Source organism: bacterium, from assembly GCA_036382775.1.
GTDB lineage: Bacteria > Hydrothermota > Tepidihabitantia > SM23-42 > JAOAFX01 > DASVHD01.
The window spans coordinates 1-25,046 of the sequence record DASVHD010000028.1; the positions used below are offsets into that span (position 1 = coordinate 1).

The following is a 25,046-nucleotide window of genomic DNA, read 5'->3' on the forward strand; positions in this document are numbered from 1 at the left end:
TTTCCGGATCCCATAACAATTACTCAAAGCAATGTCCGTATAGAAATCCGAGATATTCGGATAATTGTTACGGTATGGCAACGACACCCAGTTCTTGTCCGTTAATGATACATTCTCGTTTAATACCTGCCGAAACTTGAATCCCATGTTGGATGGATAGGACAGGTTCCGTCCATAATCAACGGCTTTCACCAGGTAATAATAGCTCGTGCCAGACCCAACCACGCCGGCATCGGTGTAGTTCGTATCCGGTCCCGTGCTGTTACCGACATAAGTTCCCGTACCCGGGATATAATTCGGTGTTGTGTTCCGGTATACCGAGTAATATTCGATGATTTCGGGGTTTCCGTTGACATCGGTCAAGACTTTATTCCACGTTAGCACCACGTTGTCGCTTGACTTGATAGCGCGCACCACGTCCGGAGGAATGGGCGCGATCCAGTCAAAGGGCTGCCAGAAACCGATGATCCCCTTGTAAGTGCCGCCCGCGACACTGCCGATCGTGGTCTGGCTTATTGTGCCATAAAGAATATAACCGGTAGAAGTGGCTTTTGTACCGCCCGAAGAGATAACGTCTTTTACAAGATCATATTGTCCGAATAAGACAAATGGTATTAGCAACAGAGCAAAGTACTTCATGGAATCCTCCTTAAGTTATTATAAAATTTATCACGATTCACTTTATTAAACACCCAATTTCGTAATGCAATGTTGATTATTCTTATATCATTATACTTAAATCTATTTGCCTGTCAAGCGTTGATGGCGCCAGAATTTATTAAAAGCGTTTCACTGGCAACCTTTTATCGCAGGCATTTTCAAAGATCACGCAGTGCGGTACTGCCTTATATTATACACACAACTTATTAAAAACCTATTAATCCGCTCAACCCCTGTTTTTTATCGAATTTTCAGCACTTTTGATCCAATATCAAACAACAATATTGTCGATCAGCCTGGTCTTCCCGAAATAAACCGCGGCGGCGATAAGCACCCCCTTTTGTATCCTTTTCATATCGGTCAGGTTTTCGGCGTCGACCGCCCGGATATAATCGACCCTGCCTCCCTTGTTTTTGATCATTTTTCTCATGGTCCGAAGAGCTTTTACCGCGGAGCATGATTCTTTCCGGCAGAGCCGCTTTACCCAGCGCAGGCTTTTAATTATCACCGCGGCATTTTTTCTTTCTTTTTCAGTCAGATATTTGTTGCGCGAACTCATTGCCAGGCCATTACTTTCCCTGATCGTCGGTGCGGCGATTATCCTGATATCGAGGTTAAGGTCCTTTACCATTTTTTTGATGATCAACAGCTGCTGGAAATCCTTTTTTCCGAATATGGCGATATGGGGTTTAATGATATTGAACAGTTTCAGCACTACCGTCGCCACTCCCCGGAAATGACCCGGTCTTGACGCGCCGCATAGAATTCCGCTCCATCCTTGCACTTCAACGAAAGTTCTGTAACCATGCGGGTATATTTCCTTTACCGTCGGATAGAATATTATGTCCGCGCCCTCGCCTTTCAAGAGCGACTGATCGTGTTTGAGATCTCGCGGATAACGTTTGTAATCCTCTTTTGGTCCGAATTGGGTTGGATTAACAAAGATAGAAACGACAACGAGGTCGCTCTTTTTGCGGGCAGTTCTTACCAGGGATAGATGACCCCGGTGCAATGCGCCCATGGTCGGTACAAAACCAATGGTCAAGCCCTTACGGCGCTCAAGACCGATGATCTTTTTAACCTGATCTATGTGTCTTACGATCAGCATATCGTGTCAAAAGAACAATGTCCGGCTATCTTACGATCAGCAGTTTGCCCGTATATTTATCTTTGCCGGCGACAACCGAGCAAAAATAGACGCCCTGCGGCAGGTCTTTGCCGGCGTCATCGCTCAGATCCCAGTACTCCGTGTAATGACCTGGGCTGCATGATCCGTCAACGATGGTCTTGACCTTTTGTCCGGCCGCGTTGTAGATCGCGATCCTGAGGTCAGCCTGGTCTGAAATGCGAAAACTGATATTCAAGAAATGACGCGCAGGGTTAGGAAACGCGGAAAAATGTGCCAGCGCGCTTGAGCCGAACTCGCCGACCGTTACGCCGCTGTAGATGCGGAATCTGAACAGGTGCGGCGGCACGTCCTTTGGTGAAGTCCGGCGGATATTTTGCGTGTTTTTCGCGAGAATATAGTAATACACCGTATCGCCAGCCGTCTGGTGCGGTATGTACGCGGCGTACACGCCCTGCGTGTCAACGACCGAGTTCAGCGCCAGGGTGCTGTACGAACCGTTCGCGCCGACCTTGTAGAATACAAGCGTGGATTCGGCACGCAGGCTGCTTGACGTTATTATCCGGCACCGTATCCGGTACGTACTGACCAGGTCGCTGGTATCGGGATACGGATAGTGTCTGACATGAACATACTGGGATGCCGGCACCTGCATGGCGATGCAGTGGATCGCGCCGCCCGAACTCGCCATGGACGAACAGTTGATGCCGACTATTTCATAGCCGGGCAGGGCGTTCTGGTAAGCGGCAAGACCCTCGGGGTCTTCGGGCAGGCTCCAGGTAGGAACCAATACCTTATTGTTGACGAACAGCGAATTCAGATAGGTCGGCGGCGCGTCCGAAGTTGTCCAGGGCATGATGACCCGGACTACCCGGTAATTGAATCCTTCGCGGTTCTTCATGTGCGTGATCGAATCGGCCCGGTTGTTAAGCACTGTATCGTTTTCATGTCCGGCTTCGTAATCGCCGACCATGACCAGCGTGTCATTGAGGATCTTTGTCCACAGGTCAATATGACCCGTATATTCTGTTCGCATTCGCTTCATAGGCGCGGTCAGTTCCAAGCCGCTATAGTTGCGCATCATCGTATCGATCGTATAGGCAGAATAACCGGGATTTTCTTCGTATATCAGGCTGCTGAAAAATCCCCTGCCCAGGCCATCAACCATAAAATTACCGCCCGGATGCTCGAGCGGCGAACCGTAGACCGGGATCCCCCATGCCTGACCGATCCGCCAGGGGATCGTGTCGTCGGAAGGCCGGGGACGGTTGTATTGAAAATCGATGATGCCTTCGGTTCCATCCTGCCTGCGTATGAACCATGGACCATAATCGCGGATCCAGACCGAGTTGTTGGGGAAGACATAGAACCTTACACTGTCAAGCGGAACACCGCCGCTGGTCAAATAGCTTTTTATGCTTGTTGTATCCGAAGCATAACCGGGAATGATATACGCCTTGCAGGACGAGACCACTCCACGGACGATCTCGCGTTCCACCGTGTTATATGAACCATAGATCCACGTCACCCAGACGCCTCTCAGCGGTTCGAATTCAGCCGGCGTCTCGACCCAGCCGCCGGGCGGCGCCGTGATCACATGCCCCTGGCCGATCTTGTCGATCCTCAGGCTTTCCTCGGCGGTCATGTACTTGGGCAGAAATACGTTATTGTCAAGTTGGACTGAAAATAGAACAAAACAAATGATCGCGCTCATCCATCCTCCTTTATTTTCTTTCGCAGCTATTATATATCATATACTTGCCAAGTCAAGGCAAGCAGCCCGGCATTTATACGAGTTTCAGGTCAGTCCCTTTAGTTTTTCAAAGAATATATCTTTTATTTCGTTCAACCGGCTGGCGGTCTTAGCCTCGAACCGCAACACCAGGACGGGCTGGGTGTTGGAAGCGCGTACCAGTCCCCAACCGTCGCCAAAATCCACGCGCGCGCCGTCAATATCGAGAACCGGATAATCCTTCTTGAACGCTCCGGTCAATTCCTTGACAATACCGAATTTTTTCTCGTCCGGCACGTCGATCCTGATCTCCGGCGTTGAGAAATATCTGGGCACGCGCTTTGCCAGGTCCGATAGTCCGACACCATTGCCGAGTATTTCCAACAGACGCAGGCTCGCGTAGATCGCGTCGTCATAACCAAAATAGCGGTCGGCAAAGAAAATATGCCCCGACATCTCCCCGGCCAACGGTGAATGTTCAAGCTTCATCTTGGCCTTAATCAAAGAATGGCCGGTACGGTACATGACGGGTGTGCCGCCCAGCTGCGCGATCCTCTCTACCAGCCCTTTTGAGCATTTGACCTCGAATACTATCTTGGCGCCAGGCGATCTTTTAAGCACCTGCTCAGCATAGATCGCGAGCAGAACATCACCCCATATGATATCCCCGCGCTCATCGATCACGCCGATCCGGTCGCCATCGCCATCGATCCCGATCCCCGCATCATACCTTCCTGCCTTCACACCTTCAATAAGATCCTTTATGTATTTTTCAACCGTCGGGTCGGGTAAATGATTCGGGAAACTGCCATCCGGTTCTTTGAACAGGATATCGTGTTCAATGCCGACCTTTCCCATGATCTCATCCATCATCGGCCCGCACGTGCCGTTGCCCGTATCAAAGATGGCCCGCAATCCCTTTTTTATATTAACCTTCCCGGTGATGTATTTTATATACTCTGGTACGATATTCTTTCTTTCGATCTTCCCGTCGCCTTTAGAAAATTCGCCTGCTTCAACAAGCTTTCTCAATCCCTGGATCTCTTCGCCAAAGATCGAACTTTTTTTGGCGCAAACTTTGAACCCGTTGAATTCTTTGGGATTATGGCTCGCCGTGATCATAATGGCATTATCGCAATTGAGATGATACATTGAGAAATAAAGCACCGGCGTCGGCACCATGCCGATATCGATAATGTTGCAGCCGGTCCCGGTCAACCCTTTTTGCAGGGCTTCTGAAATGCGCGGCGAAGACAAGCGCACGTCATGACCGATCACCACGGTATCGGTTTTATGCCGCCGGTAATACGTGCCAAAACCCAGGCCGAGGAGGTTTACCTTTTCATCCGTGAGATCTTGCTCCGCGATGCCGCGGATATCGTATTCGCGGAAGATCAGGGGATTGACCGCGGTCAAAGCTGCGCCTCGACCAGACCGATCACTTCTTCAATGATCTCGAGCGCGTAGCGCGCGTCGTCTTTGGTGATCACAAGCGGCGGTGAGATGCGGAGAGAGTTAAAACCGGCGCCGTACAGGATCAGGCCGCGTTTGAAACATTCACCGGTGATCACTTCCTTGATGTTCTTTCCGTTGCGGGTCACGGTCTTCGGAAAAATTTCCCTAGTCGCCTTGTTCTGCACAAGTTCCAGCCCGATCATCAGACCCAGACCCCTGACCTCACCGATGATCTTGTGTTCACTTGCGAGCTCGGTCAACTCCTGTTTCATAAAAGCGCCGATCTTTGCGGCATTGGCGATCAATCCTTTCTCGATGAGTTTCAGAGAAGCGATCCCGGCCGCCGCGATGACCGGGTTTCCGCCGAAAGTAGAACCATGAGCGCCGGGCACCCAGGCGCGGTTGTCGACCCCGGGATCCATAAGCTCGGCTCTGGCCACGGTCGCGCTCATGGGCAGACCCGAGGCGATCGCCTTGGCCACCAATATGATATCCGGAACAACACCGACATGATCGCAGGCGAACCATTTCCCGGTCCTGCCCAGGCCGCTCTGGATCTCGTCAAAGATGAGGATTATGCCGTTTTTATCAGCGATCCTTCTTAAAGCCGGTAAAAACTCTTTGGGCGGCACGATGTAACCGCCCTCGCCCTGGATCGGTTCGACCATGATCAGAGCTACATCATCGGGATCGATAAGCCGCTCAAAAACGACATCGGTCAGATATGACAGACAGCGCAGCAAAGGCACGCCTTCATAGTCTCTGACGATGCACTCCGGGTAAGTGTCGTTAAAAATGCAGTGATAGCAATAAGGATACGGCACATGGTGGACCTCGGGGATGAGCGATGAAAAGTGAGCACGCTGGATCTTCTTACTGCCGGACATTGTCATCCCGGCAAAGGTCCGGCCGTGAAAAGCGCCGATAAAACTGATCATCCTGGGCCGGCGCGTATAATACCGGGCGATCTTCAAGGACGCTTCAACGGATTCCGCGCCCGAACTGCCGAAATAAATGCGCTTGGCATGGCGGCCGGGCGTGATCTTCATGAGTTTTTCCGCCAGGGTGACTTGCGATTCATAATAAAAATCGCTGCCGGAAATATGGATGAGTTTCTTCATCTGTTCAAGGGCTGCGCTGATGACCTCGGGCGGGCAGTGCCCGGTGCCGACCACGGCAAACCCAGCGCCGAAATCAAGGTACTCCCTGCCGTCAACGCTCCACACCCGGGCCCCTTTGGCGTGGTCCACGACCAGCGGGATCTCCCGGGTGCGCGTGTGCGCCCCGAACATGACTTTTTCATCGCGGGCAATGAGCTTCTGCGCTTTTTTGGATATTTTGGGCGAGGTATATTGTATGTTCACGTTAAAATATCTCCTTTTATTTTTTATTTTTATTATATACCATTATATTGGAAATTCAGCATGATGTCAACAACACGAATTACCGCATGATATTTCGACAGATTTCACGTTGCCTATTGACAAATACCCTGGATTTAAGTATCATACAATACATATAATAGTTGAAATATAAATAATTTTGTAGCAATAATCAAAGGAGGATGGGATGTCTGCAAAAATGTTAAAATTATGCATATCAATAATTCTTGCATCATGTTTTACGCAAACAATATATGCCGGTGTCTGGACTACCAGCCATGCTGATGTGGACGGCGACGGTTCAGATGAGGGCATTGATTATGTGATCGGTATCAATGGCGAACATAATATCCCCTACGTTTATTTACCGACAGCCCATTTCATCGCCTGGAATACCGCGCGCACCTGCATGTCGATCCATAAATTACGGCAGGTGATCCTGGAAAACGGCAATCGCATCCTTGATACCGGCGAACCGTCAATGCCCAACTGGGATGAGTTCAACTACATCGACACTTATTATGACACCATGTACAGTTATTATGAAAACAGCAACGGGACGATCGTGACGCACTGGGAATCACAGTATGCCATCCTGGAACGCATCGTCAGTCTCAACGACATTTACGGCATAAATCGTTACAAATTGTGGAAAAAATGCGGTATATCTTCGAACTATCTTGGCGAAACCGCCCTGCTCGCGGTCTGGAATGACGGCATGACCACGATCGAACAGGCAAAACAATATGTGCTCGATAAGTTACAGCAGTACAAGAGCGTTTTTGCCGACAGCTTTACCGGTTTGACTGGATCCGATAATATCATGTTCAAAGCCGTCTATGTCTTTGATGATTTTGTCAGCCGGCTTGATAACTTCGCAGTTCTGTGCTGGGATGGTTATAATTACCAGTCACCGGATACGCGGGCGATCTGGGGGACTTTGCACCTTCCCGAGCCGTGCACCCTGCGCTGTGAAGTGAATTCCGGCGGCTCCACCGAACGGACTTTTGTTTATTGGCAAGGTTCGTGCAGCCAGGTCAGCTGCCTGCTGCGGATCGAACCGGAGGTCATAAACCTGAAGAGCCAGGGGGTCTTTACCGCGTTCATAACGTTTCCCGGCGGCTATGATCCCGGAACCGTTGATCTAACGACGATCCAGTGCGAAGGTGCAAAGGCATATGAAGGCTTTGTGACACCTGGTGCTTATGTCGCTAAATTCCGCGTTCAAGACCTGGCGGGCATTGGTCCAGGCATCGTGCCTTTCCTTCTCACCGGTCAGTTCTATGACGGAACGCATTTCTTTGGCATCGACACGGTCCGGGTTATCATGCCTGGAGCGTATGTTTTGACCTCAAAACCCAATCCCTGCCGTGATCATATTGTGTTTTCGTCAACAAATACCGACGCCGCCTTTAATTTAAACGACGCCGGCAATGTCCGCATCAGAGTTTATGACAATTCCGGTTGCCTGGTGAGAAAGCTGACCGGCACGTCATCCGCGGAGATCGATTGGGATCTGACGGATGAACACGGAAAAAGTGTGCCGCCGGGGATTTATTTCTGCGTAAGCGAATCAGGTGATAACACACTGACCAGCAAGATCACGATCCTGCGCTAGGTTTTTGCGCGATCGCCGTCAGGTGATGAGCGAAATAGCTTAGTGGCGTGTGTATTAAGAAACGGTTAACTATCTTCAATAGTCCAAAGACCGGATTGATCACTTGATACGGGTGATTGATCACCATATCGGCTTTTTCACATTTCAACACATCGAAACCGCCAATTTTGAGAGCTTTGCGTATTTCGCTCAAGCTCCAGAGATACTCGTGTGATTCCCAACCTAGATTCCGGGCAATGAATTCGGTATAGGAACTGCGTTGGGGCAGTTGGAAGATATAAAACAACCCCCCTTTTTTTAATACCCGGTTGATCTCCTTCATAACACCGTTCACCTCGGCCGGCGGGATGTGCTCGACCACCGCATACGCTACCACCGCATTGAAAAGACCATCCTGGTACGGGATCACGACACCATCATAGAACCCGAATTCCACCTTCTGCCGGGTCCTGATCACATCCCACACGTTCTTCATGCTCTCGTCGCGAGTTTTGATATGAGTTTCTGCCTTCCCTTTCAAGAAACCCTCGAGCGATTTGTCTTCTATCGTTTCCAGTCCATAGACCTCATAACCGGCATGCGCCAGCAGGTAGGCTTGTAATCCGATGCCGCACCCAAAATCCAGCACGCGTTGAGGCGGCGGCGACATGCGGTACATGAATTGCAGATCGGCTTTGACATTGGCAAGATGGCCTTTAGAAGAATATGCGCGGAAACATTTTTTCAGGAAAGCGAGTTCCTCGACCGATGCTTTTGCTTTGAGCGCATACCAGATCTCATTGATCCTGCTTTCCATTTGAAATTATAAGGATATCCCTAATAATGTCAATAATTAGCAGAATATGATATTCTGAAGAGATTCCTATTTGAAAAAATGTGTGATCCGCTTTAAGAAGATAGGAAGTCAGGGAAACGTCAACTTAGTGTGCATCAAAAGTTTAACCTAGTGACAAAAAATCAGTATTAGTGGTTTATTAACAATATGAAACAAAACCCGTCATTCAATTACTTTGAATTCAGTCCGCCGGTTTTGCGCCATACCCTCTTCAGTTATATTGGGAGCGATCGGTTGGGTATCCGCGTACCCCCGGGCAACGAGCCGCTCCGGGCCTACATTGAACTTATCGATCAAATACTTACAGACCGCGGCCGCCCGGGCAAAAGAAAGCTCCCAGTTTGACGGATATTCCGTGGTTTGGATCTCGCGGGGATCCGTATGGCCGCCGACTTCAACTGAGATATCTGGATTGTCGGTTAGGATCTTGCCTGCCTCGTCCAGCACGCTGAATGCTTCGGGTTTCAGATCGGCCTTGCCCGTGTCAAAATTGACGCCACGCAGCACGATCTTTTCGCGCTTTTTGATCAGATAAAATTCCCGTTCAGTAAGTTTGCCCGGTTCTATGACAAGCGAGCATGTTTGCGCAATATAACGCGGATCCGTGCCTGCTGCGATCAAGGTATAAACACCCGGCGGTAGATTGCGCAGAACAAAACTACCCGTCAGGGAATCATTATTGACTGTGCCGTACGCCATACCCTGATAAACGACCTTAGCACCGATCGGCTTTTTGGTGACCGCATCAAACACAACCCCGCGCAGAATACCCGGTTTAGTCTGGTATAAATAGATGTATTTTTCATGACGGCCCGCGGGTAGAATATACAGTGAGTCATAATTCTGGGGATAACCGGCAACAAAGATGCTTATGTACAACCATCCTTCAGGTAAATTTTTTGCTTCGTAGATGCTGGTCGGATTAGTCTTGATCTGCTCTTCCCGGATACCGGTAAGGATCATGTCGGCGACCAGCGGGACTTTCGTGTCTCCATCACAGACCCTGATGGTTAACCTGTTCTGTCCTTCGATCACGCTTAAATTTCCGTTCAATCCGATACGGTGTGTCAGTCCGAGTTTACCATAGGGAACGAACGCGTAACTGAACTCCATGCCAGCATATTTAATCCCGAAGCCGGTGGTGAAGCCCGAAAGCCAGCCCAGCTCACCCAAAGAATACGGTCCGCTGCGCCATCCTCCCCGGATGCAGAATACCGGATTAATATAATACTCGGCGCCGGTATTTATCCGCAGCACATTGTCACGCGGCATCGTGAGATCCAGCAGAAGGTTTGCATTTTTGATACCGCTAAAGCAGATTCCCAATTTCACGTCGGACGGCAAAGTTGATTTGTATGACAGATCCCTTACCGCTCCGCCCAGTGACCATTTTTCATTTAATCTCAGCCGGACGCCGCAATCCAGAACAAGGTCATAAAATGATTGCTCGTACAGATCTTCAGCCACGATCTTCAGTCCGATCCCGGCGCCAAGATTTTCCCTGAGTTTCCGGCCGTAGCCAAGTGCCAGGATGCCGCTCCAGAGATCGGCGCTGCCCAGAGGATTGTTGTTATCATCCCAAATCTCGACATCCCGGACCGTGGAGTACAATCCGCCCATTGCCAGGTACCCGTTGAATGCCGGCAGACCAAAGATTACGTACTCGTCCCTGAAATCCAGGAACCATTCCTGGTGCGATAATGAGAACTGCAACTCATTGATCCACGCCAATCCGGCCGGATTCCAGGATAGCGCGCTAACGTCATCGCATAGGCCGGTAAAGGTTTCACCCATCGCCACCGGCCTTGGACCCAAACCGATCTTGAGGAACGGATACAAGGTGGTGCCGACATCATTTCCCGAGAGCAGGGCGGTAATATAGAATATTATGATCACAGCTTTACCTGAGCCGATCTTATTCTGCGCATCATTTCAAGATCACCGCTTTCTTCTTGGCGGTCAGCCGCTCGCCGTCATTGGCCCGGAAGTCCATGATATAGATGTAGGCACCCGGTGCCAGCATGGCCCCACTGTCATTGCGGCCATCCCATGGATAATAATGCACGCCAAAACGATAGTGCTCATTGTCAATGAGCTTTCTTACCAGCTCACCGGCGCGGTTATAGATCTCGAGGGTGACCCGGCCATCCTTGGGTATGCTGAAAATGAACTGTGTCTGGCTTCGGAAAGGGTTGCGGAAATTATGAACATCGAAAGGCGGCACCAGGATCGCCCTCAGGACAGTGCTGTCACGCACATCCTCGCGCATGCTGCACTGGCCATAGACTATTATATCGCAATGGATCAGAGTATCCACCAAACCGGTGAAATCAAAATGATCGGGGGCGTGCACCTTGATCTTGAACGGATCTTGTATGCCGGGCATTACCATGCCCAGATCGACCATGCCATCGCCATCGCTGTCGGTCAATGAACTGCCGGATTCCGTGACCGCCTCTACCTGCCAATCAGAGCCGCCGGTCGGGTTCAAGATTATATCCACGACATCGGCAACGCTGGCCTGCAACAGGGCGTGTACATTGAAGTCGATCGTTTGGCTGGTCTCGATCAACGCGTCTTGGTCCGGATCGATCAATAAACTCCAGACCCCGCCGATCGCCTTCGTGATAATCCGCGCGTCATCAGTGATGGACGGATTATAACTGGAAAAGATGCGCACCATCAACGTGTCGGTCTCGCCCGGCGCGGCTGCTGATGGCACCTTCACCCGCGCGATCAAACTCTCGCCGCTGCCAAAGCCGTTGACGACCCCCAGATCGACCAAACCATCGCTGTCCGTATCGGTCAGCAAGGCGCCCGCAGGATCACGAAGCGAATAACTGAAATTGCCGCCGATGCAGGCGAGATCCAGCACCTCGGGAGCATTCCCGAGATTCTGACCATACAGCCAGTAATCAATGGAATCTCCTGAAAAACACGAGTCACTCTGATCAGGCGCAATCAACACTTGCGAAAAGACACCAGTGGTCAATATCAGCAGGGCTGAGTCCTGGATCGACGCATTAGCGCCCGAATAGCCATGCAGTACGATCGAATCCGAAACCCCAGCCGGGCTTGAGGACGGCACAAGCGCGCGCACGTTGAAATCGACCTCGCCGCCCAGCGCCGCAACCCCCGGAATATCCACCATGCTATTGCCGTTGTGGTCGATCAAGGGATTATTCAGTGAATCCAATAGCTGGTATGTATAACCCAGCCGGTCAAGATATTCCACATCGATCGTATCGACTATGCTCTGGTTATTGCGGCAGACCAGCGGGAAAGTAAACCAGGAACCAGGCGATCCGCTACCCGATTGATCGGGGTATACGATAATGGTCCCGAAAGCCTCCAGGATCGTTTGGACAATCGCGGAATCCGTTAACGTGCTATTGATCGTGGAACGGCCCGACATGATCATCGTATCAACCTCATCCGGGACACTCGTGCCCGGCGGGGTTATAGAAATGATAAATCTGACTGAATCATGAGGCATAACGACCAGATCGCCGATATTGTTTCCATTATGATCGATCAGCGTATCAATGCCGGTGCTGTCATAAAGGATGATCGGCCAGGTCTTATTATGAGCATAGGTAAGATCGAATGTGTCCTGGAATGCGCCGGTATTGACCGCCCGCATATCATACCGTATCTCAAAGCCGGCATAAGTATTGCCCGTCTGATCGGGATCAATGCGGATACCCACCGAATACCCGATGACCGTGATGAGCGTGGCATTGTCGCTGACCGATTGGTCGTTATTGGAACGGCCGGTTACGACCAGGGTATCGACGTCTCCTAATTGAGCATTGCCCGGGGGGTAAACCATCGCGATGATCCCGATAGAATCCGCGTTATCAACCGTTACATCAGGCAATCCGTTCCCATTGTGGTCTGCTAATGGCATGGTGCCGGTTGAATCCAGCAGTGAAATCCCCCAGATCGTGTTGTGCTGTATTGAAAGATCAACAGTATCAATATTCGTGCCGTGGTTTATCACTCGCAGGAAGTAACCGACCGGAACGCCGTTCATGGTCGTGTCTGACTGGTCAGGGTCCACGAGGATCTCGATCACGCGGCGGATCGAGGTAATGAGCCGGACCGAATCCTGAAGTGCCGGTATCAGGTCAGATGTTCCATATAATCGAAGCGTATCGATCTCGCCACCCTGGGCATTGATGGGCGGCGTGATCTCAGCCACGATATCGACCGTATCGTTGATATCGATTATTACGTCCGGCAAGCTGTTGCCGTTATGATCAATCAGGGGATTTATTCCGGATGAATCGAACAGTCCGACTGGCCATGACGTATTATGGAGATAGGTCAGATCAACGGTGTCAAGTCCGATACCGATGTTGATGACTGAAACATTATAATCCGCCGCGACCGCGGGCAGCGTGCTGTCGGCCTGGTCAGGTTGCAGTATCAACCGGATCGAGGGCCCGTATTCAATGCGGACCTCATATAAATAAGGCAGATATGATGGATTCGCGTATATCAGTATGGCCTGGTATTGCAGGTACCGGGAATCTAGACTGTCGGCGATATCGTCGTTTTTGGCCAGCGAATCCCAGCCGCTCCAGGTTGAGTCCGGAACCGGCGAATCGCCGCTGCGCACGTACATGACGATATTCGATCCCGAAGGCAGGCTATCGTCCCAGTCAATGATCCCCCACCTGACTTCTTCTCCGGCATCGAACACCGAAGAAACGTAATCCTCATTGTATTGACGGTTATAGACATTGCCGATCTCACGGAACATGGCATGGTGATCGCCATCGCCGGCAAATGCAAAACTGGAAGTGTAGTTTGGACCCCAGAAAATGGGACTATTTCCATACCTATTATTTACGTATATATCGTATGCATTATCGCCATTAAGATCCGCGGTGAATCCACCCGTAGCCTCAACAGCATATCCGAAAACAAGTGTGTTACTGTCAGAAAAACCGGAAGCTGATCCCCAGTAAATTATTGACGGTGTTCCGGCTCGGAAAAAGGTCAGATCCAGATACCCGTCGCGGTTGATATCGCATGCACACGAACCGCCGTAAGTCGAACCCGTGTTAAGAGACTGATATGAACCATAACCGGAAGCGCTGCCATAATAAATAAACGAACCGGATCCGCTGACCGACGTGAATACCAGATCAAGGTAATTGTCGCCATTGAAATCGGCGACGGTTGCTCCATGAGGAGTGCTGGCAGGTGCCGGAAGTGCAGTCATATCCCCGGTTGAATAACCGCTTATGCTTCCCCAATAAATGTAATTTTCAGAGCCATAATTATTAACGAAAATGATATCATAATATCCGTCGCGGTTCAGGTCGGCGACTTCTGTATTATGAGCGCCATACTCGTTTGGCAGATCGATGCGATTACTCCATGAATAACCGGCGGCACTACCCCAAAAAATTGAACCCGTATTATCGTTCACAGTCGTACCGCAGATGATATCGATATAACCGTCTCGGTTTAAATCCGCGGTATAACAGACTTCGTTACTGATCATGGAAATATTGGTACTGTTGCCAGGATTGAACCCGCTTGCCGAACCCCAATATATGGCAAGCCGAGAAGACGCATTACCATGGGATACGATAAAATCCGGCCAATTATCGAAATTTAGATCACCGCCGTTGCAATTGCCTGAACCATTAGAAGGGAAACTGTACTTATTGCTGTTGGAATATCCGCTGCCACTTCCCCAACAAATGGAAATACCACTGGGGTTGGAGAGGAACAGATCAATAAAACCATCGTTGTTCAGGTCAAAACGGGAAGTAAATTCCACGGTGCCACCTAAGCGCTGCGAACCGTAAATATTCACTTCATATTGTCCATCGCGGAAATCATCCTGAGTGGTCTCGACCCATGTACCCTGAGCGAACAGCCAATGAAGTAATATGCTGCCGATTATCCCGAAGTGTTTCAAGGTACTAACAGTATTATCTTCTTGCGCAAATAACTTTCAGACTGCCTTACTTCGACAAAGTAAACGCCCTGCGGCAATTTCTCGCCATTATCATCACGACCGGACCACGAAAGTGTATGCCGCCCCTTTTCATGATCTTTTTCAAGCATTGAAGCAACACACTGGCCAGAATTGTTATAGATCCTCAGTGCGATATCCTCGCCTTCTTTCATAAAATAGCAATTAATATTGACGCACCCAACAGCCGGATTAGGCACGATGTGGACCTGTGGCCTTGTTATTTGACGACATTGGTGCTCTTTGACTGCAGACTCACCGATCGAGATCCTGGTTTCATACAAACAGGGTAAAAAACACGGATCCGCGTATGAGAATACGGCCTTGTATTGGGCAAAACGAGCATTGAGCGAATCAGGGATTGAATCGCCGTTACTGAGTACTATCCATCCAGACCATAGCATATCGGGATTTGGTGTGTCACCAGTCCTGATGTTGAACGAGATCGCGCTGCCGGCCGGCAAGCTGTCATCCCATTCAACAGTGCCCCAGTTGGCGATCCCATTAGCGTCATAAATGGAAGAGATGTAATCTTCTCTATAGGTCCGATCATAGGTATTGCCGATTTCCTTGAATCGGCTATGGTTATCCCGTATATTCGCAACCGAGTCGCACATAGCGAAATTCGATCCGTAACATATGTAGTCATAGCTTCCAACACTATAGTTGCACAACAGGACGTCCAGGTGATCATCACGATTAAAATCAGCGATCAATGCTCCGCTGCAATCAATGGACCTGCCCATCGGCGAACGGTTCGCATCAGTGAACCCGGTAGCCGATCCCCAATAAATATACGGGAATTCCTGAAAACCATAGCCCTTAAGAAACAATATATCAAGGTATCCGTCATTATCAAGGTCTGCAGTTGTCGCCCCGCCAAGACAATGTCCCGGGTGGAGTTTTGCAGATAATAAAAATTGGATTGAATCATAATAATAGACGTATGCGGAATCTCCGTCGTTCCATACCGGTATCACGATATCAAGATAACCGTTGTTATCAAAATCTGCGATCGCAGGACCGCGTGGCGTACCGGAAGGGCGGGCGAGATCGGTGCGGTTCGTAGGAGTATAGCCTTGTGGGCTACCCCAAAAAAGATATGCACAGTTATTTCCATTAATGTTGAGTAAGTCAAGCCAGCTGTCTTTATTGAAATCAGCGGCCTCCAGATGATTTATACCATTAAAGCTGGGGAACGTATCTGCCCCGATTATCGATCCGGTCTGGCTAAGGTAGAATATCACTCCTATACCACTGCTGTACCGACCGATGGCCAAATCGATACGGCCATCCTTGTTAAAATCATTAAGATAGCAACTCTCATTCCATGAAGGAACGGTATAATCTATGTAACTCGATGGATCAGGTCCGGTTGGACTTCCCCAGAACATTCTGACTATTGATGAACCCGCGCCGGGATCAGTACAAAACAATTCGGGATACCCGTCCAAATTTACATCAGAAACCTCGCATCCCTGGGCGCCATTGACCGGGTATTCAGTTCGCACCAAATACCCGATTGTGCTGCCCCAGTATATATATGATATGCTCGATTGCTCATTGCATACGACGATATCCAGATATCCATCGCCGTTCAAATCCCACCTTGACACGAACTCTACAGCTCCCCCATTGTAGATAGATGCGTACAGGTTGCCTTCGAACCAACCATCCCTAAAGTCGCTCTGCGTGGTCTCGATCCATGTGGTCTGACAAAAAATCAAAAAAACAACAAGCATTCCATCTCCTTATAGCACCCGTCTTATTAACTTTAAAAATAAAGGATTGAAGTTATTTAAATATGACGACCTTTTCCGTAACCTTTGTTCCTGAATCCTGAACCTCCAGCATGTACACACCAGCTGGCACGGTGCGGCCGGCATTATCCTTGCGATCCCATACGATCCTGTTCTCAGTAGGTCGGTTACCCTCGATCGACAGATCGCGTACCAGTTCACCCAGAAGATTGAAGATCTTCACCGCTACCGGGCGCTGGGAAACAGGAGTCAGGCTGATCGCTGTGCGATCCTGGAAAGGATTGGGCGTGCACCTGATGCGGATCAGATCGAGATCAAGGACGCGAACCGTATCACAACCATAAAAAGAGGTCCCGTTATACAGCTGCCCGGTCACGTTGAACGGCACTGCCGGACCGGTGCCAACACCGGTCAGATCCTGCACATTGAACTTCGCCACCAGAAATCCAGGAGTGACTTCACAGAAGACAGCGTGCGCACCTTCGCAGGTAATTGTCGACCCATTTATGTCGCCGGGATTATAGCCAGCAGGCAGTGTGATGCAAGCCGAAAATTTTCCCTGACTTTTCAGGTTGATCGTTTCCGGTTCGATCCTTATGTTGGCGGCAATAGTACCCGCGCCGCAATAGAAAATGCGTACTTCTTGAAGGTTCGGCAAACATGCCGGAGTTGAAAATCCGAGTCTCATCCGATATTGCAGGTACCTGGCATTCAAGCATTCCGGGATCAATGTTCCATATCTTACCTCACACCAATCGCTCCACGAGCCGTCGGGCGTTGCGGTATTCCCTGTCCGTACGTAGAACGTCAGGACTGAACCCGCTGGAGTCTCAGCATCCCACTCGGCCCGGTCCCAATCGACAATGGTCCCGGCGTCGAATATGCTGGAACAATAATCCTCGTAGTACTGCCGGTCATATGTATTGCCGACTTCGCGGAACATGGCATGGTGATCGCCGTTCGTGGGCATGGTGAAGGAAGTGGTGTAACCGGGACCCCAGAAGATCTGGCTGCTGCCTTCATAATTCTCAACGAACACGTCCAGCGCGCAATCGCTGTTGAGATCCGCTATGAATCCACCTGATCCGCTTATATATGACCCAAATTCCCATTTATTCGTCTCGGAAAATCCACTTGCCGAACCCCAATAGACGACCGGTTTGTTCCCGGTCCGGCCTCTGAAAAAGACGATATCGACAAAGCCGTCCGCGTTGAAATCCACGGCCGATGATCCGCCGTAGCAACTTCCTGGATTCAGCAGCTGGTAATTCTGGTAGCCGTTCTCGCTGCCCCAGAAAACATACGCGCCGTTAGAAAAGACGGCGGTAAATACGATATCAAGCCAGCCATCATTGTTGAAATCGGCCACGGTCGTGCCATGAGGTATCGACACGCCCGGGAGATTGAGAGTTGTTCGATTCGCAGATGAAAACCCATTTGAACTACCCCAGTAAATATAATTGTAAGAAGCATTATTATTCACGATGATCAGGTCGATCCAACCATCCTTGTTCAGATCGGACGCCTCAAAATTATGCGCCCCGTACACGGACGGCAGGTCCTGCCGGTTCGTTGATGAATATCCATTGGGACCGCCCCAGTAAATGGAGCTCGTGGAAAAATTGAGCGAAGTAGCAACGCAGATGTCAAGGTATCCGTCCTTATTAAGGTCGGATACATACAGGGCTTCGTTCGTCACGGTCGGTATACTGAAGTTGTTCGTATAGGTATAACCGCTCGGCGTGCCCCAGTATATCACGAGCCGGGCGTCGCCATTGCCGTAACTGGCAATGAACTCGGGATAGCCGTCATTGTTCAGATCGGCGCCTTCGCATCCGCCCGTGCCGTCGCTCGCAAAAGAGATCTTATTGCTCAATGAGTAGCCCTGACCGCTTCCCCAGTAAATGGAGATCGCAGATGACGAGCTTGAAAAGATATCAATGTATCCGTCATTGTTAAGATCATAGCGTGGTACATATTCAACCGTGCCGCCGGCAGCGTGCGAAGCATACAACGTGGTGTTAAAGATCCCATCCTGGAAATCTTCGGTTGTAGTTTCAATCCAGACATTGCCGGCATCTGCGATCGAGAAAATAACGACCACCAACAAAAACGCATATTTACTTATCTTCATGTTTCCTCCTCAACTGAAACAACTATCTCTATATATTATTATACTACTTTCATGCTCATTGTCAAGTGAACATTTGTTTACATCTTTCGATTTTCTTTGGACTTGATTTTAAGCTCATTTAAACTATAATGGAGGAATGAAAAAAAGTATTAAGTTTTACAATGAAAAGTATCATTTTGAAGAAGACTTTCATATAGGTATAGATAACAAAAGAATAGCAAAGTATTTTACAGATATAGAATTCAAAAAAAATCAAAAATATCTGGATATAGGATGTGGAGTTGGCTGGTCATTAAAATACTGTATAAATAAAGGCACTATTCCTTTTGGCGTTGACATATCAATCAGATCTCTTGAACTGACGAAAAGAATATTAAATTTTAATCCATATCTGGTTTTAGCCGATGGTCAATCATTACCTTTTATAAGCGAAAGCTTCGATCTAGTGTCAGCCCTAGGAACACTCGAGCACTTCGATTCTCCCAAGAAAGGATTAGAGGAAATAAATCGCGTCATTAAAAAAAATGGGCAGGTAATTATTGTCGTTCCCAATTCCTATGGAATTCTCAACAAACTTGGATTATACAAGGGCACAGAACAGGAACAGGAAATGATGGCTACTATCACCGAGTGGGTTAGATATATTCAGCACAGTGGCTTCGAAATTCACAGCATTAAAAAAGATATCGGGCCTAGAGTTTTAAAGAATAAAAATCTATTTGGAATAATAAAACGCTTTCTACTGAAAATTACAGTTTTTCTACCAACCGCATTTGCATATTGTTTTATTTTTTCGATAAAAAAACAGACCGATAAGCATTAACACAGTCAATGAGTAAAATCATAAAAAAAACGTTCCAAATATTGGTTATATTAACAATCTTCATCTTTCTAATCCGCAATTTAATATTAAATTGGATAAAAATACCTTTTAAGGATCTTCATTTTAATCCTTTCATGTTATTTTTGTCTTATATTTTTTTAACAATTCATTTTATTATCTATGTTTTCAGTTGGAAAGCACTTTTGAAAAAATTAAATGTAATCGTAGGTTTTGCTAACTCATTTTGGATGATAGCAACATCGCAAATAGCAAAGTATTTACCCGGCGGCATTTGGTATGCAGTAGGCCGCATCTATTTGGCCAAAAAGGAAAAACTGGCAGGTGAAAATACTACTATCAGCGTGATATTAGAAACCTGTCTGATTATGATAGCCGGTATCGTGATTTTTTTTCTACTATTATTAACCAAATCAGTAAACATAAAAATAAATGTCATTTATATAATTATTGTTCTTCTTATTTCATTGGTTCTACTTCATCCATATTTATTGACAGTAATTATTAATATTTTTCTTAAGCTTATAAAAAAACCAACCGTGAAATTTAATATAAGCTATTGGAGCTTAATTAAGTTGTCATCATTTTTTCTTAGTTTCTGGATAGCTCAAATACTGGGTTTCTATTTTTTAATTTGCTCAATATATCCACTTCCACTGACAATGATATTTGCAGTTGCCGTGGCATATATCTTATCATGGACCATTGGCTTTATTGCAATCTTTGCACCCGGCGGGCTGGGAATCCGGGAAGGTACGATGACCTTGTATTTATCGACCATTATGCCCTTACCGGTTGCGATCGCGATCAGCCTGATCTCCCGGATCTGGATCACTGTGTTCGAAGTCATTGTCTTTTTTATGGGCCTCATAATCCAGAAAAACACGAAGAAAAGAGCAAATACCGAATAAATAAACGGAACAAGTTTTTCTTTTTTTGCCAGGCTGTCTTGACTGTCAACGTGAAATCACTATACTTACGCCGTGAGCAGAAAGCACAAAAGAATACCGGTTGCAGCACCTTCCCCTAAAACACCATCAACCCTTATCGAACGGTACTGGAACCTGTTGTTCATTATTCTTTTTGCATTACTGCCATTTTTTTACTTTTTTTCTTTCCTGTCCCCGGGAATAATGATTGGAGGATCGGATTACCTGATCGGCGGATATCCTTTCGAAAAATGGACGCTCGGACAAAGTGAAATGCCCCTGTGGTACCCGCATGTGTTCAGCGGTTATCCAGTGCTGGGACAGCCGGTCGGCGGCCCGCTTGCCCCTCTCGCCCAGCTGCGGCACATAGTTCCGCCGCAGGTTGCCTTAACCCTGAGCTTCATGCTGATGCTCTTCGCCGCCGCACTTGGCACTTACCATTATTTAAAAGCTTTAGGCATATCAAAGTACGCGGCTGCTTTTGGCGCCATCGCCTATCAGTTCGCGGGCAATCTGGCATCCGCCCCTATGGCCGGGCACCTGGGACGCGCCTCGAGCATTGCGCTATTTCCTTTCATGCTGTATTTTATCCACAAGGCTCTGGAGACTAAAAAATTATCTTATTTCATGATATTCAGCCTGATCACGGCATTGGCTTTTTATGAAGGGCATTTTCAGCTCACCTATTATGCTTTACTTACGATAGCGGGCTATGTGATCTATTATCTGATCGCAAATAGAAAAAATATCCGGAAACACGAACTTATAAAGGTTTTGGGATACGGCCTGTGTTCCATCGTAATGATCGCCGCATTAATGGCGGTCGTGTGGTTGCCGGTCTTGAACAGCCTTAAGCTCGTTGCCCGCGGATCAGCTCGGGGCTACGAGTATGCAATAAGCTGGGCCCTGCCGCCGCTGGAACTCATAGACCTGATGGTCCCGACATTTTCAGGCATCCTCGATAATTACTGGGGATCAAATGCCTTCAAGCTGCATACCGAATATTTCGGCGTAATCGTATTGCTGATGGCCGTCATGACCGTCATCCTGTATTGGCGAAAACCATATATCAAATTCTTCGCGTTCTTAGCCCTCGCTTCCATCCTCGTGTCGATCGGCGGGTCAACGCCGTTCTTTAAAATGGCATATTACGTGATCCCCCTGTTCAAATTAACCCGCGCGCCGGCCCTGGCATTTTATCTAGCCGTCTTCAGTTTCATTTGCATCAGCAGCATTGGTTTCGACAATATTTTTCAAAAAAAAGAACTATCCAAACGTCAATTTTTAATATCCGCGCTCTCGACCATCATCATCTTCATACTAATGCTCTTGATCTTTACGCCGATCGGCAAAAATATAGCGGCGTCGAGAGAAAAATTATTTGAAGATAATCTGGGCCGGTTATATCAAGGTGCCGCCTGGTCGCTGATAATTATCGCGGTCTGTCTCTCGTTGATCTACGCGGGCATACGAAGATCCTTCAAGATCAGTATTAGCGCGCTGATTTTGATAATATTAAGCCTTTCTACCCAACTGTTCATTGTCCGGAAATTTTTACCCAAGGCTCCCGCGCCAGAAAAATACTACGCCGTCGATGATGTCTCAAGGTTCATAAAAAAAGACAGTTCGATATACCGCGTGTTCCCCTGTGTTTTTCCAACCCCTTACGGGGACGTAGGATATGCCCACGCCAAGGATGCTTACCTTCTATACCAGGGCATTCAAAGCGCCGGCGGATACGCGCCGAACCCGTTACAGAGATACCAGGATCTTATCGGTGCCGGGGCCAGCGTCATGTTCGTTCCGATCCGTCTTTATCAGTATCCGGCGCTGATCGACATGCTTAATCTCAAATACCTGATCGCGGCGAACCTCCCTGCCGACATGAGCGCATATGATCCAGGTATTCAACGCACGGTCCAGCCAATTAAAATTTTTCTAGCTAAATACCGGCCCGTTTTCGCCGGGAACCAATATTCAGTGTACCAGAACGACAGCGTGCTGCCGCGTGCCTATGTCGTCGGTGATTTTGAAACGATGGAAGCAACCGAAGTGCTGAACCGGCTGGGATCGGAATCGTTCGACCGTTACTCATCGGTCGTGCTCGAAGAAGATCCCGGTGTTCCGCACCCGCCCGCAAAAGACCGCTACGTCGCGGCCGATATCAAGGACTATACAGCTAATAAAGTGGTATGCGAAACGAACAGCCCGTTCGCTGGTTTTCTTGTGCTGGCCGATAACTGGCATCCGGACTGGAAGGTCTTTGTGGACGGTCAGGAAAGCAAGTTATACCGCGCCAATTACACGTTCCGCGCGGTCCGTGTTGAGGCCGGCAAGCACGAAGTTACCTTCGCATATAGATCATATTATTTCGCCCTGGGCAGTGTCATCACGCTTATCGGGATCGCGATCATTCTCGCGATCTTCTTGCCGCGGCTGCTCTGGCTGCTGGTATCACGGAGCGGTGCCTTACTGCGGAACCGTACGCCGCAACCGCCGCCTTAAACGAAAGGATGAAATCACACGGAGTTATTATGAAAAAAAATAAGATCTACATCAAGTTAACGGACACATACAGCGCCAACAACTACCATCCCCTGCCGGTCGTCCTGTGCCGCGGCCGGGGAGCATGGGTATGGGACGTGGAAGGAAAAAAATATCTTGATATGCTCAGCGCCTATTCGGCGCTGAACCAGGGGCACTGCCATCCCCGCATTCTTCGCGCCATGACCGGCCAGGCAAAGCGCATAACGCTGACATCCCGCGCGTTCCACAATGACCAGATGGGTTTGTTTCTAAAGAAACTATGCACGCTTGCCGGGTACGAAAAAGCGCTGCCCATGAACTCGGGCGCCGAGGCCGTGGAGACCGCGATCAAGGTCGCGCGCAAATGGGGATATTACAGGAAACGGATACCGCGCGACCGGGCCGAGATCATCGTATGCAGAAATAATTTCCATGGACGCACGACCATGATCGTCGGCTTTTCGTCCGAAGCCCAGTACCGTGACGGTTTCGGACCGTTCACGCGGGGCTTTAAGATGATCCCATTTAACGACCCGGCCGCCCTCAAGGCGGCGATCACCAGGAACACGGCCGCTTTTCTAATGGAACCGATCCAGGGCGAAGGCGGCGTGCTGGTACCTGATAAAGGTTATCTAAAGGAATGTTTCGCGATCTGCCGGCGTGAACGCGTGCTGTTCATAGCCGACGAGATCCAGACCGGACTGGGCAGGACGGGCCGGCTCTTTGCCTTCAACTACGAGCATATCCGGCCCGATATCGTCATCATCGGCAAGGCGCTGAGCGGAGGTTTTTATCCGGTTTCCGCCATTGTCTGCGACAACGCCATCATGAACGTTCTCAAACCAGGCGACCACGGTTCGACGTTCGGCGGCAACCCGCTGGCGGCCGCGATCGGAACCGCCGCGCTGGATGTCATCGTCCGTGAAAAGCTGCCGGAACGCGCGTATACGATGGGTAATGAATTCATGGCCGAACTCCGAAAGATCAAAAGCCCGGTCATAAAAGAGGTCCGGGGCAAGGGTTTGCTGATCGGGGTCGAGCTCACGAAGAAAGCGCGCCCTTACTGTGAATCGCTCATGAAACAGGGGATCCTCGCCAAGGAAACCCACGACCTGGTCGTCAGATTCGCGCCGCCTTTGGTCATCAGTAAAAAGGAACTGGCCTGGGCTTTACCCAGGATAAAGAAAGTGTTGTTGTCTCATCCGCGTTAAACGTAGAATATACCGTCAAAGATCAGATTCACCGGGCCTTCGAGATAAAGCTTATCTTTCATTGTCGCCAGCAGCTCTCCGCCTTTCGTCTTGCAGACGACCGGGGACTGAGTGATGAATAGTTTTGTGGCGATGTAAGCGGAAGCCAGCACGCCGCTGCCGCAGGACATTGTTTCCGCTTCGATCCCGCGCTCGTAGGTCCTGATGAAAAGATGCCTCGCCTCTTCTTTCACGAAATTGACGTTGGTGCCATCAGGCTTGAACTGTTTGTGATTCCGGACCACCCTGCCCAGTTCCTCCACGTTGAGCTTGTCGTAGGAGTCAACGAAGATCACGCAATGCGGCACGCCCAGTTTCAAAAAATGCGCCCGGTACTTTTTCCGCGCGACGGTGATGCTGAAATTCAGCTTGATATCGGTGGGGGCCGCCATCTCCAGGCTCACGCTCGAATTGTCCTTATAATAAAAACCAACCGGACCGGACGGTGCGATGAATTTGCCCTTTTCATCAATAATGCCCAGCCGGTACGCGTAACTCACCAGGCAGCGGGCTCCGTTCAGGCAAAGGTCGGCTTCGCTCCCATCCTGGTTAAAATAGTGCATGGCGAACGGCAGGACATCCGATTTTTCAACCAGGATAAGCCCATCGGCTCCTACCCCCGTGTGACGGTTTAGTATTTTAATGGCAAAATCCGGCAGCGTGGCCGTACCGATCGCCTCCCTGACCGTTCCTTCCCGGTTATCGATGATGACGAAATCGTTGCCCGTGCCTTCCATTTTCGTGAAAAACAATGGCTTCATGCTTCTCCTTTCCTGCTCACGGCTTTCTTATTAAACTTG

At 49.1% G+C, this 25,046-nt stretch carries 16 protein-coding genes; 5 read left to right on the forward strand and 11 right to left on the reverse strand.

Annotated features, from left to right (window positions below):
• From VF399_04730 to VF399_04750, 5 genes are all read right to left on the reverse strand, one after another.
• A partial coding sequence (locus VF399_04730; GenBank protein HEX7319644.1) for a hypothetical protein occupies positions 1-639 on the reverse strand: 639 nt, incomplete at its 3' end.
• 292 nt (positions 640-931) lie between these two features.
• Complete coding sequence (panC, locus tag VF399_04735; protein ID HEX7319645.1) at positions 932-1,768, reverse strand: pantoate--beta-alanine ligase; 837 nt, start codon at positions 1,766-1,768, stop codon at positions 932-934.
• Positions 1,769-1,793: 25 nt separating this feature from the next.
• Positions 1,794-3,500 (reverse strand): agmatine deiminase family protein, encoded by a 1,707-nt coding sequence (locus VF399_04740; GenBank protein ID HEX7319646.1) that lies wholly within the window; start codon positions 3,498-3,500, stop codon positions 1,794-1,796.
• A gap of 84 nt (positions 3,501-3,584) precedes the next feature.
• Complete coding sequence (locus VF399_04745) at positions 3,585-4,934, reverse strand: phosphomannomutase/phosphoglucomutase (protein ID HEX7319647.1); 1,350 nt, start codon at positions 4,932-4,934, stop codon at positions 3,585-3,587.
• Positions 4,931-6,337 carry an aminotransferase class III-fold pyridoxal phosphate-dependent enzyme gene (locus VF399_04750; GenBank protein HEX7319648.1) on the reverse strand — a complete coding sequence of 469 codons (1,407 nt, stop codon included), beginning with the start codon at positions 6,335-6,337 and terminating at the stop codon, positions 4,931-4,933. Before VF399_04750 ends, VF399_04745 begins: the two co-directional genes overlap by 4 nt.
• Positions 6,338-6,554: 217 nt before the next feature.
• Between VF399_04750 and VF399_04755 the strand changes: the two genes are divergently transcribed.
• Positions 6,555-7,973 (forward strand): T9SS type A sorting domain-containing protein, encoded by a 1,419-nt coding sequence (locus tag VF399_04755; GenBank protein HEX7319649.1) that lies wholly within the window; start codon positions 6,555-6,557, stop codon positions 7,971-7,973.
• Here VF399_04755 and VF399_04760 read toward each other — a convergent pair.
• The 5 genes from VF399_04760 to VF399_04780 form a co-directional block, all read right to left on the reverse strand.
• Entirely contained in the window at positions 7,957-8,769 is an 813-nt protein-coding gene (locus VF399_04760) for a methyltransferase domain-containing protein (GenBank protein HEX7319650.1), read from the reverse strand. The genes VF399_04755 and VF399_04760 overlap by 17 nt on opposite strands.
• A 201-nt stretch (positions 8,770-8,970) precedes the next feature.
• Positions 8,971-10,704, reverse strand: coding sequence for a PorV/PorQ family protein (locus VF399_04765; GenBank protein HEX7319651.1), 1,734 nt, complete (start codon positions 10,702-10,704; stop codon positions 8,971-8,973).
• Between the two features lie 31 nt (positions 10,705-10,735).
• On the reverse strand, positions 10,736-14,749 hold the full coding sequence (locus VF399_04770; protein ID HEX7319652.1) for an FG-GAP-like repeat-containing protein: 4,014 nt from the start codon (positions 14,747-14,749) through the stop codon (positions 10,736-10,738).
• Positions 14,746-16,548, reverse strand: coding sequence for an FG-GAP-like repeat-containing protein (locus VF399_04775; protein HEX7319653.1), 1,803 nt, complete (start codon positions 16,546-16,548; stop codon positions 14,746-14,748). The genes VF399_04770 and VF399_04775 overlap by 4 nt, the downstream gene beginning before the upstream one ends.
• Before the next feature lie 52 nt (positions 16,549-16,600).
• Positions 16,601-18,700, reverse strand: coding sequence for an FG-GAP-like repeat-containing protein (locus VF399_04780; GenBank protein ID HEX7319654.1), 2,100 nt, complete (start codon positions 18,698-18,700; stop codon positions 16,601-16,603).
• 136 nt (positions 18,701-18,836) lie between these two features.
• Between VF399_04780 and VF399_04785 the strand changes: the two genes are divergently transcribed.
• The 4 genes from VF399_04785 to rocD all read left to right on the forward strand — a co-directional run bounded on the left by VF399_04785 (position 18,837) and on the right by rocD (position 24,207).
• Positions 18,837-19,523: a methyltransferase domain-containing protein gene (locus VF399_04785; GenBank protein ID HEX7319655.1), complete on the forward strand. Its 687-nt coding sequence runs from the start codon at positions 18,837-18,839 to the stop codon at positions 19,521-19,523.
• Between the two features lie 8 nt (positions 19,524-19,531).
• A complete protein-coding gene (locus VF399_04790; GenBank protein ID HEX7319656.1) occupies positions 19,532-20,452 on the forward strand; it encodes a lysylphosphatidylglycerol synthase domain-containing protein in 921 nt (306 codons plus the stop codon).
• 222 nt (positions 20,453-20,674) lie between these two features.
• Positions 20,675-22,975: a YfhO family protein gene (locus tag VF399_04795; GenBank protein HEX7319657.1), complete on the forward strand. Its 2,301-nt coding sequence runs from the start codon at positions 20,675-20,677 to the stop codon at positions 22,973-22,975.
• A 29-nt stretch (positions 22,976-23,004) separates the two neighbouring features.
• On the forward strand, positions 23,005-24,207 hold the full coding sequence (rocD, locus tag VF399_04800; GenBank protein ID HEX7319658.1) for an ornithine--oxo-acid transaminase: 1,203 nt from the start codon (positions 23,005-23,007) through the stop codon (positions 24,205-24,207).
• Here rocD and dapF read toward each other — a convergent pair.
• Positions 24,204-25,007 carry a diaminopimelate epimerase gene (dapF, locus tag VF399_04805; protein ID HEX7319659.1) on the reverse strand — a complete coding sequence of 268 codons (804 nt, stop codon included), beginning with the start codon at positions 25,005-25,007 and terminating at the stop codon, positions 24,204-24,206. The genes rocD and dapF overlap by 4 nt on opposite strands.
• Between the last annotated feature and the right edge of the window lie 39 nt (positions 25,008-25,046).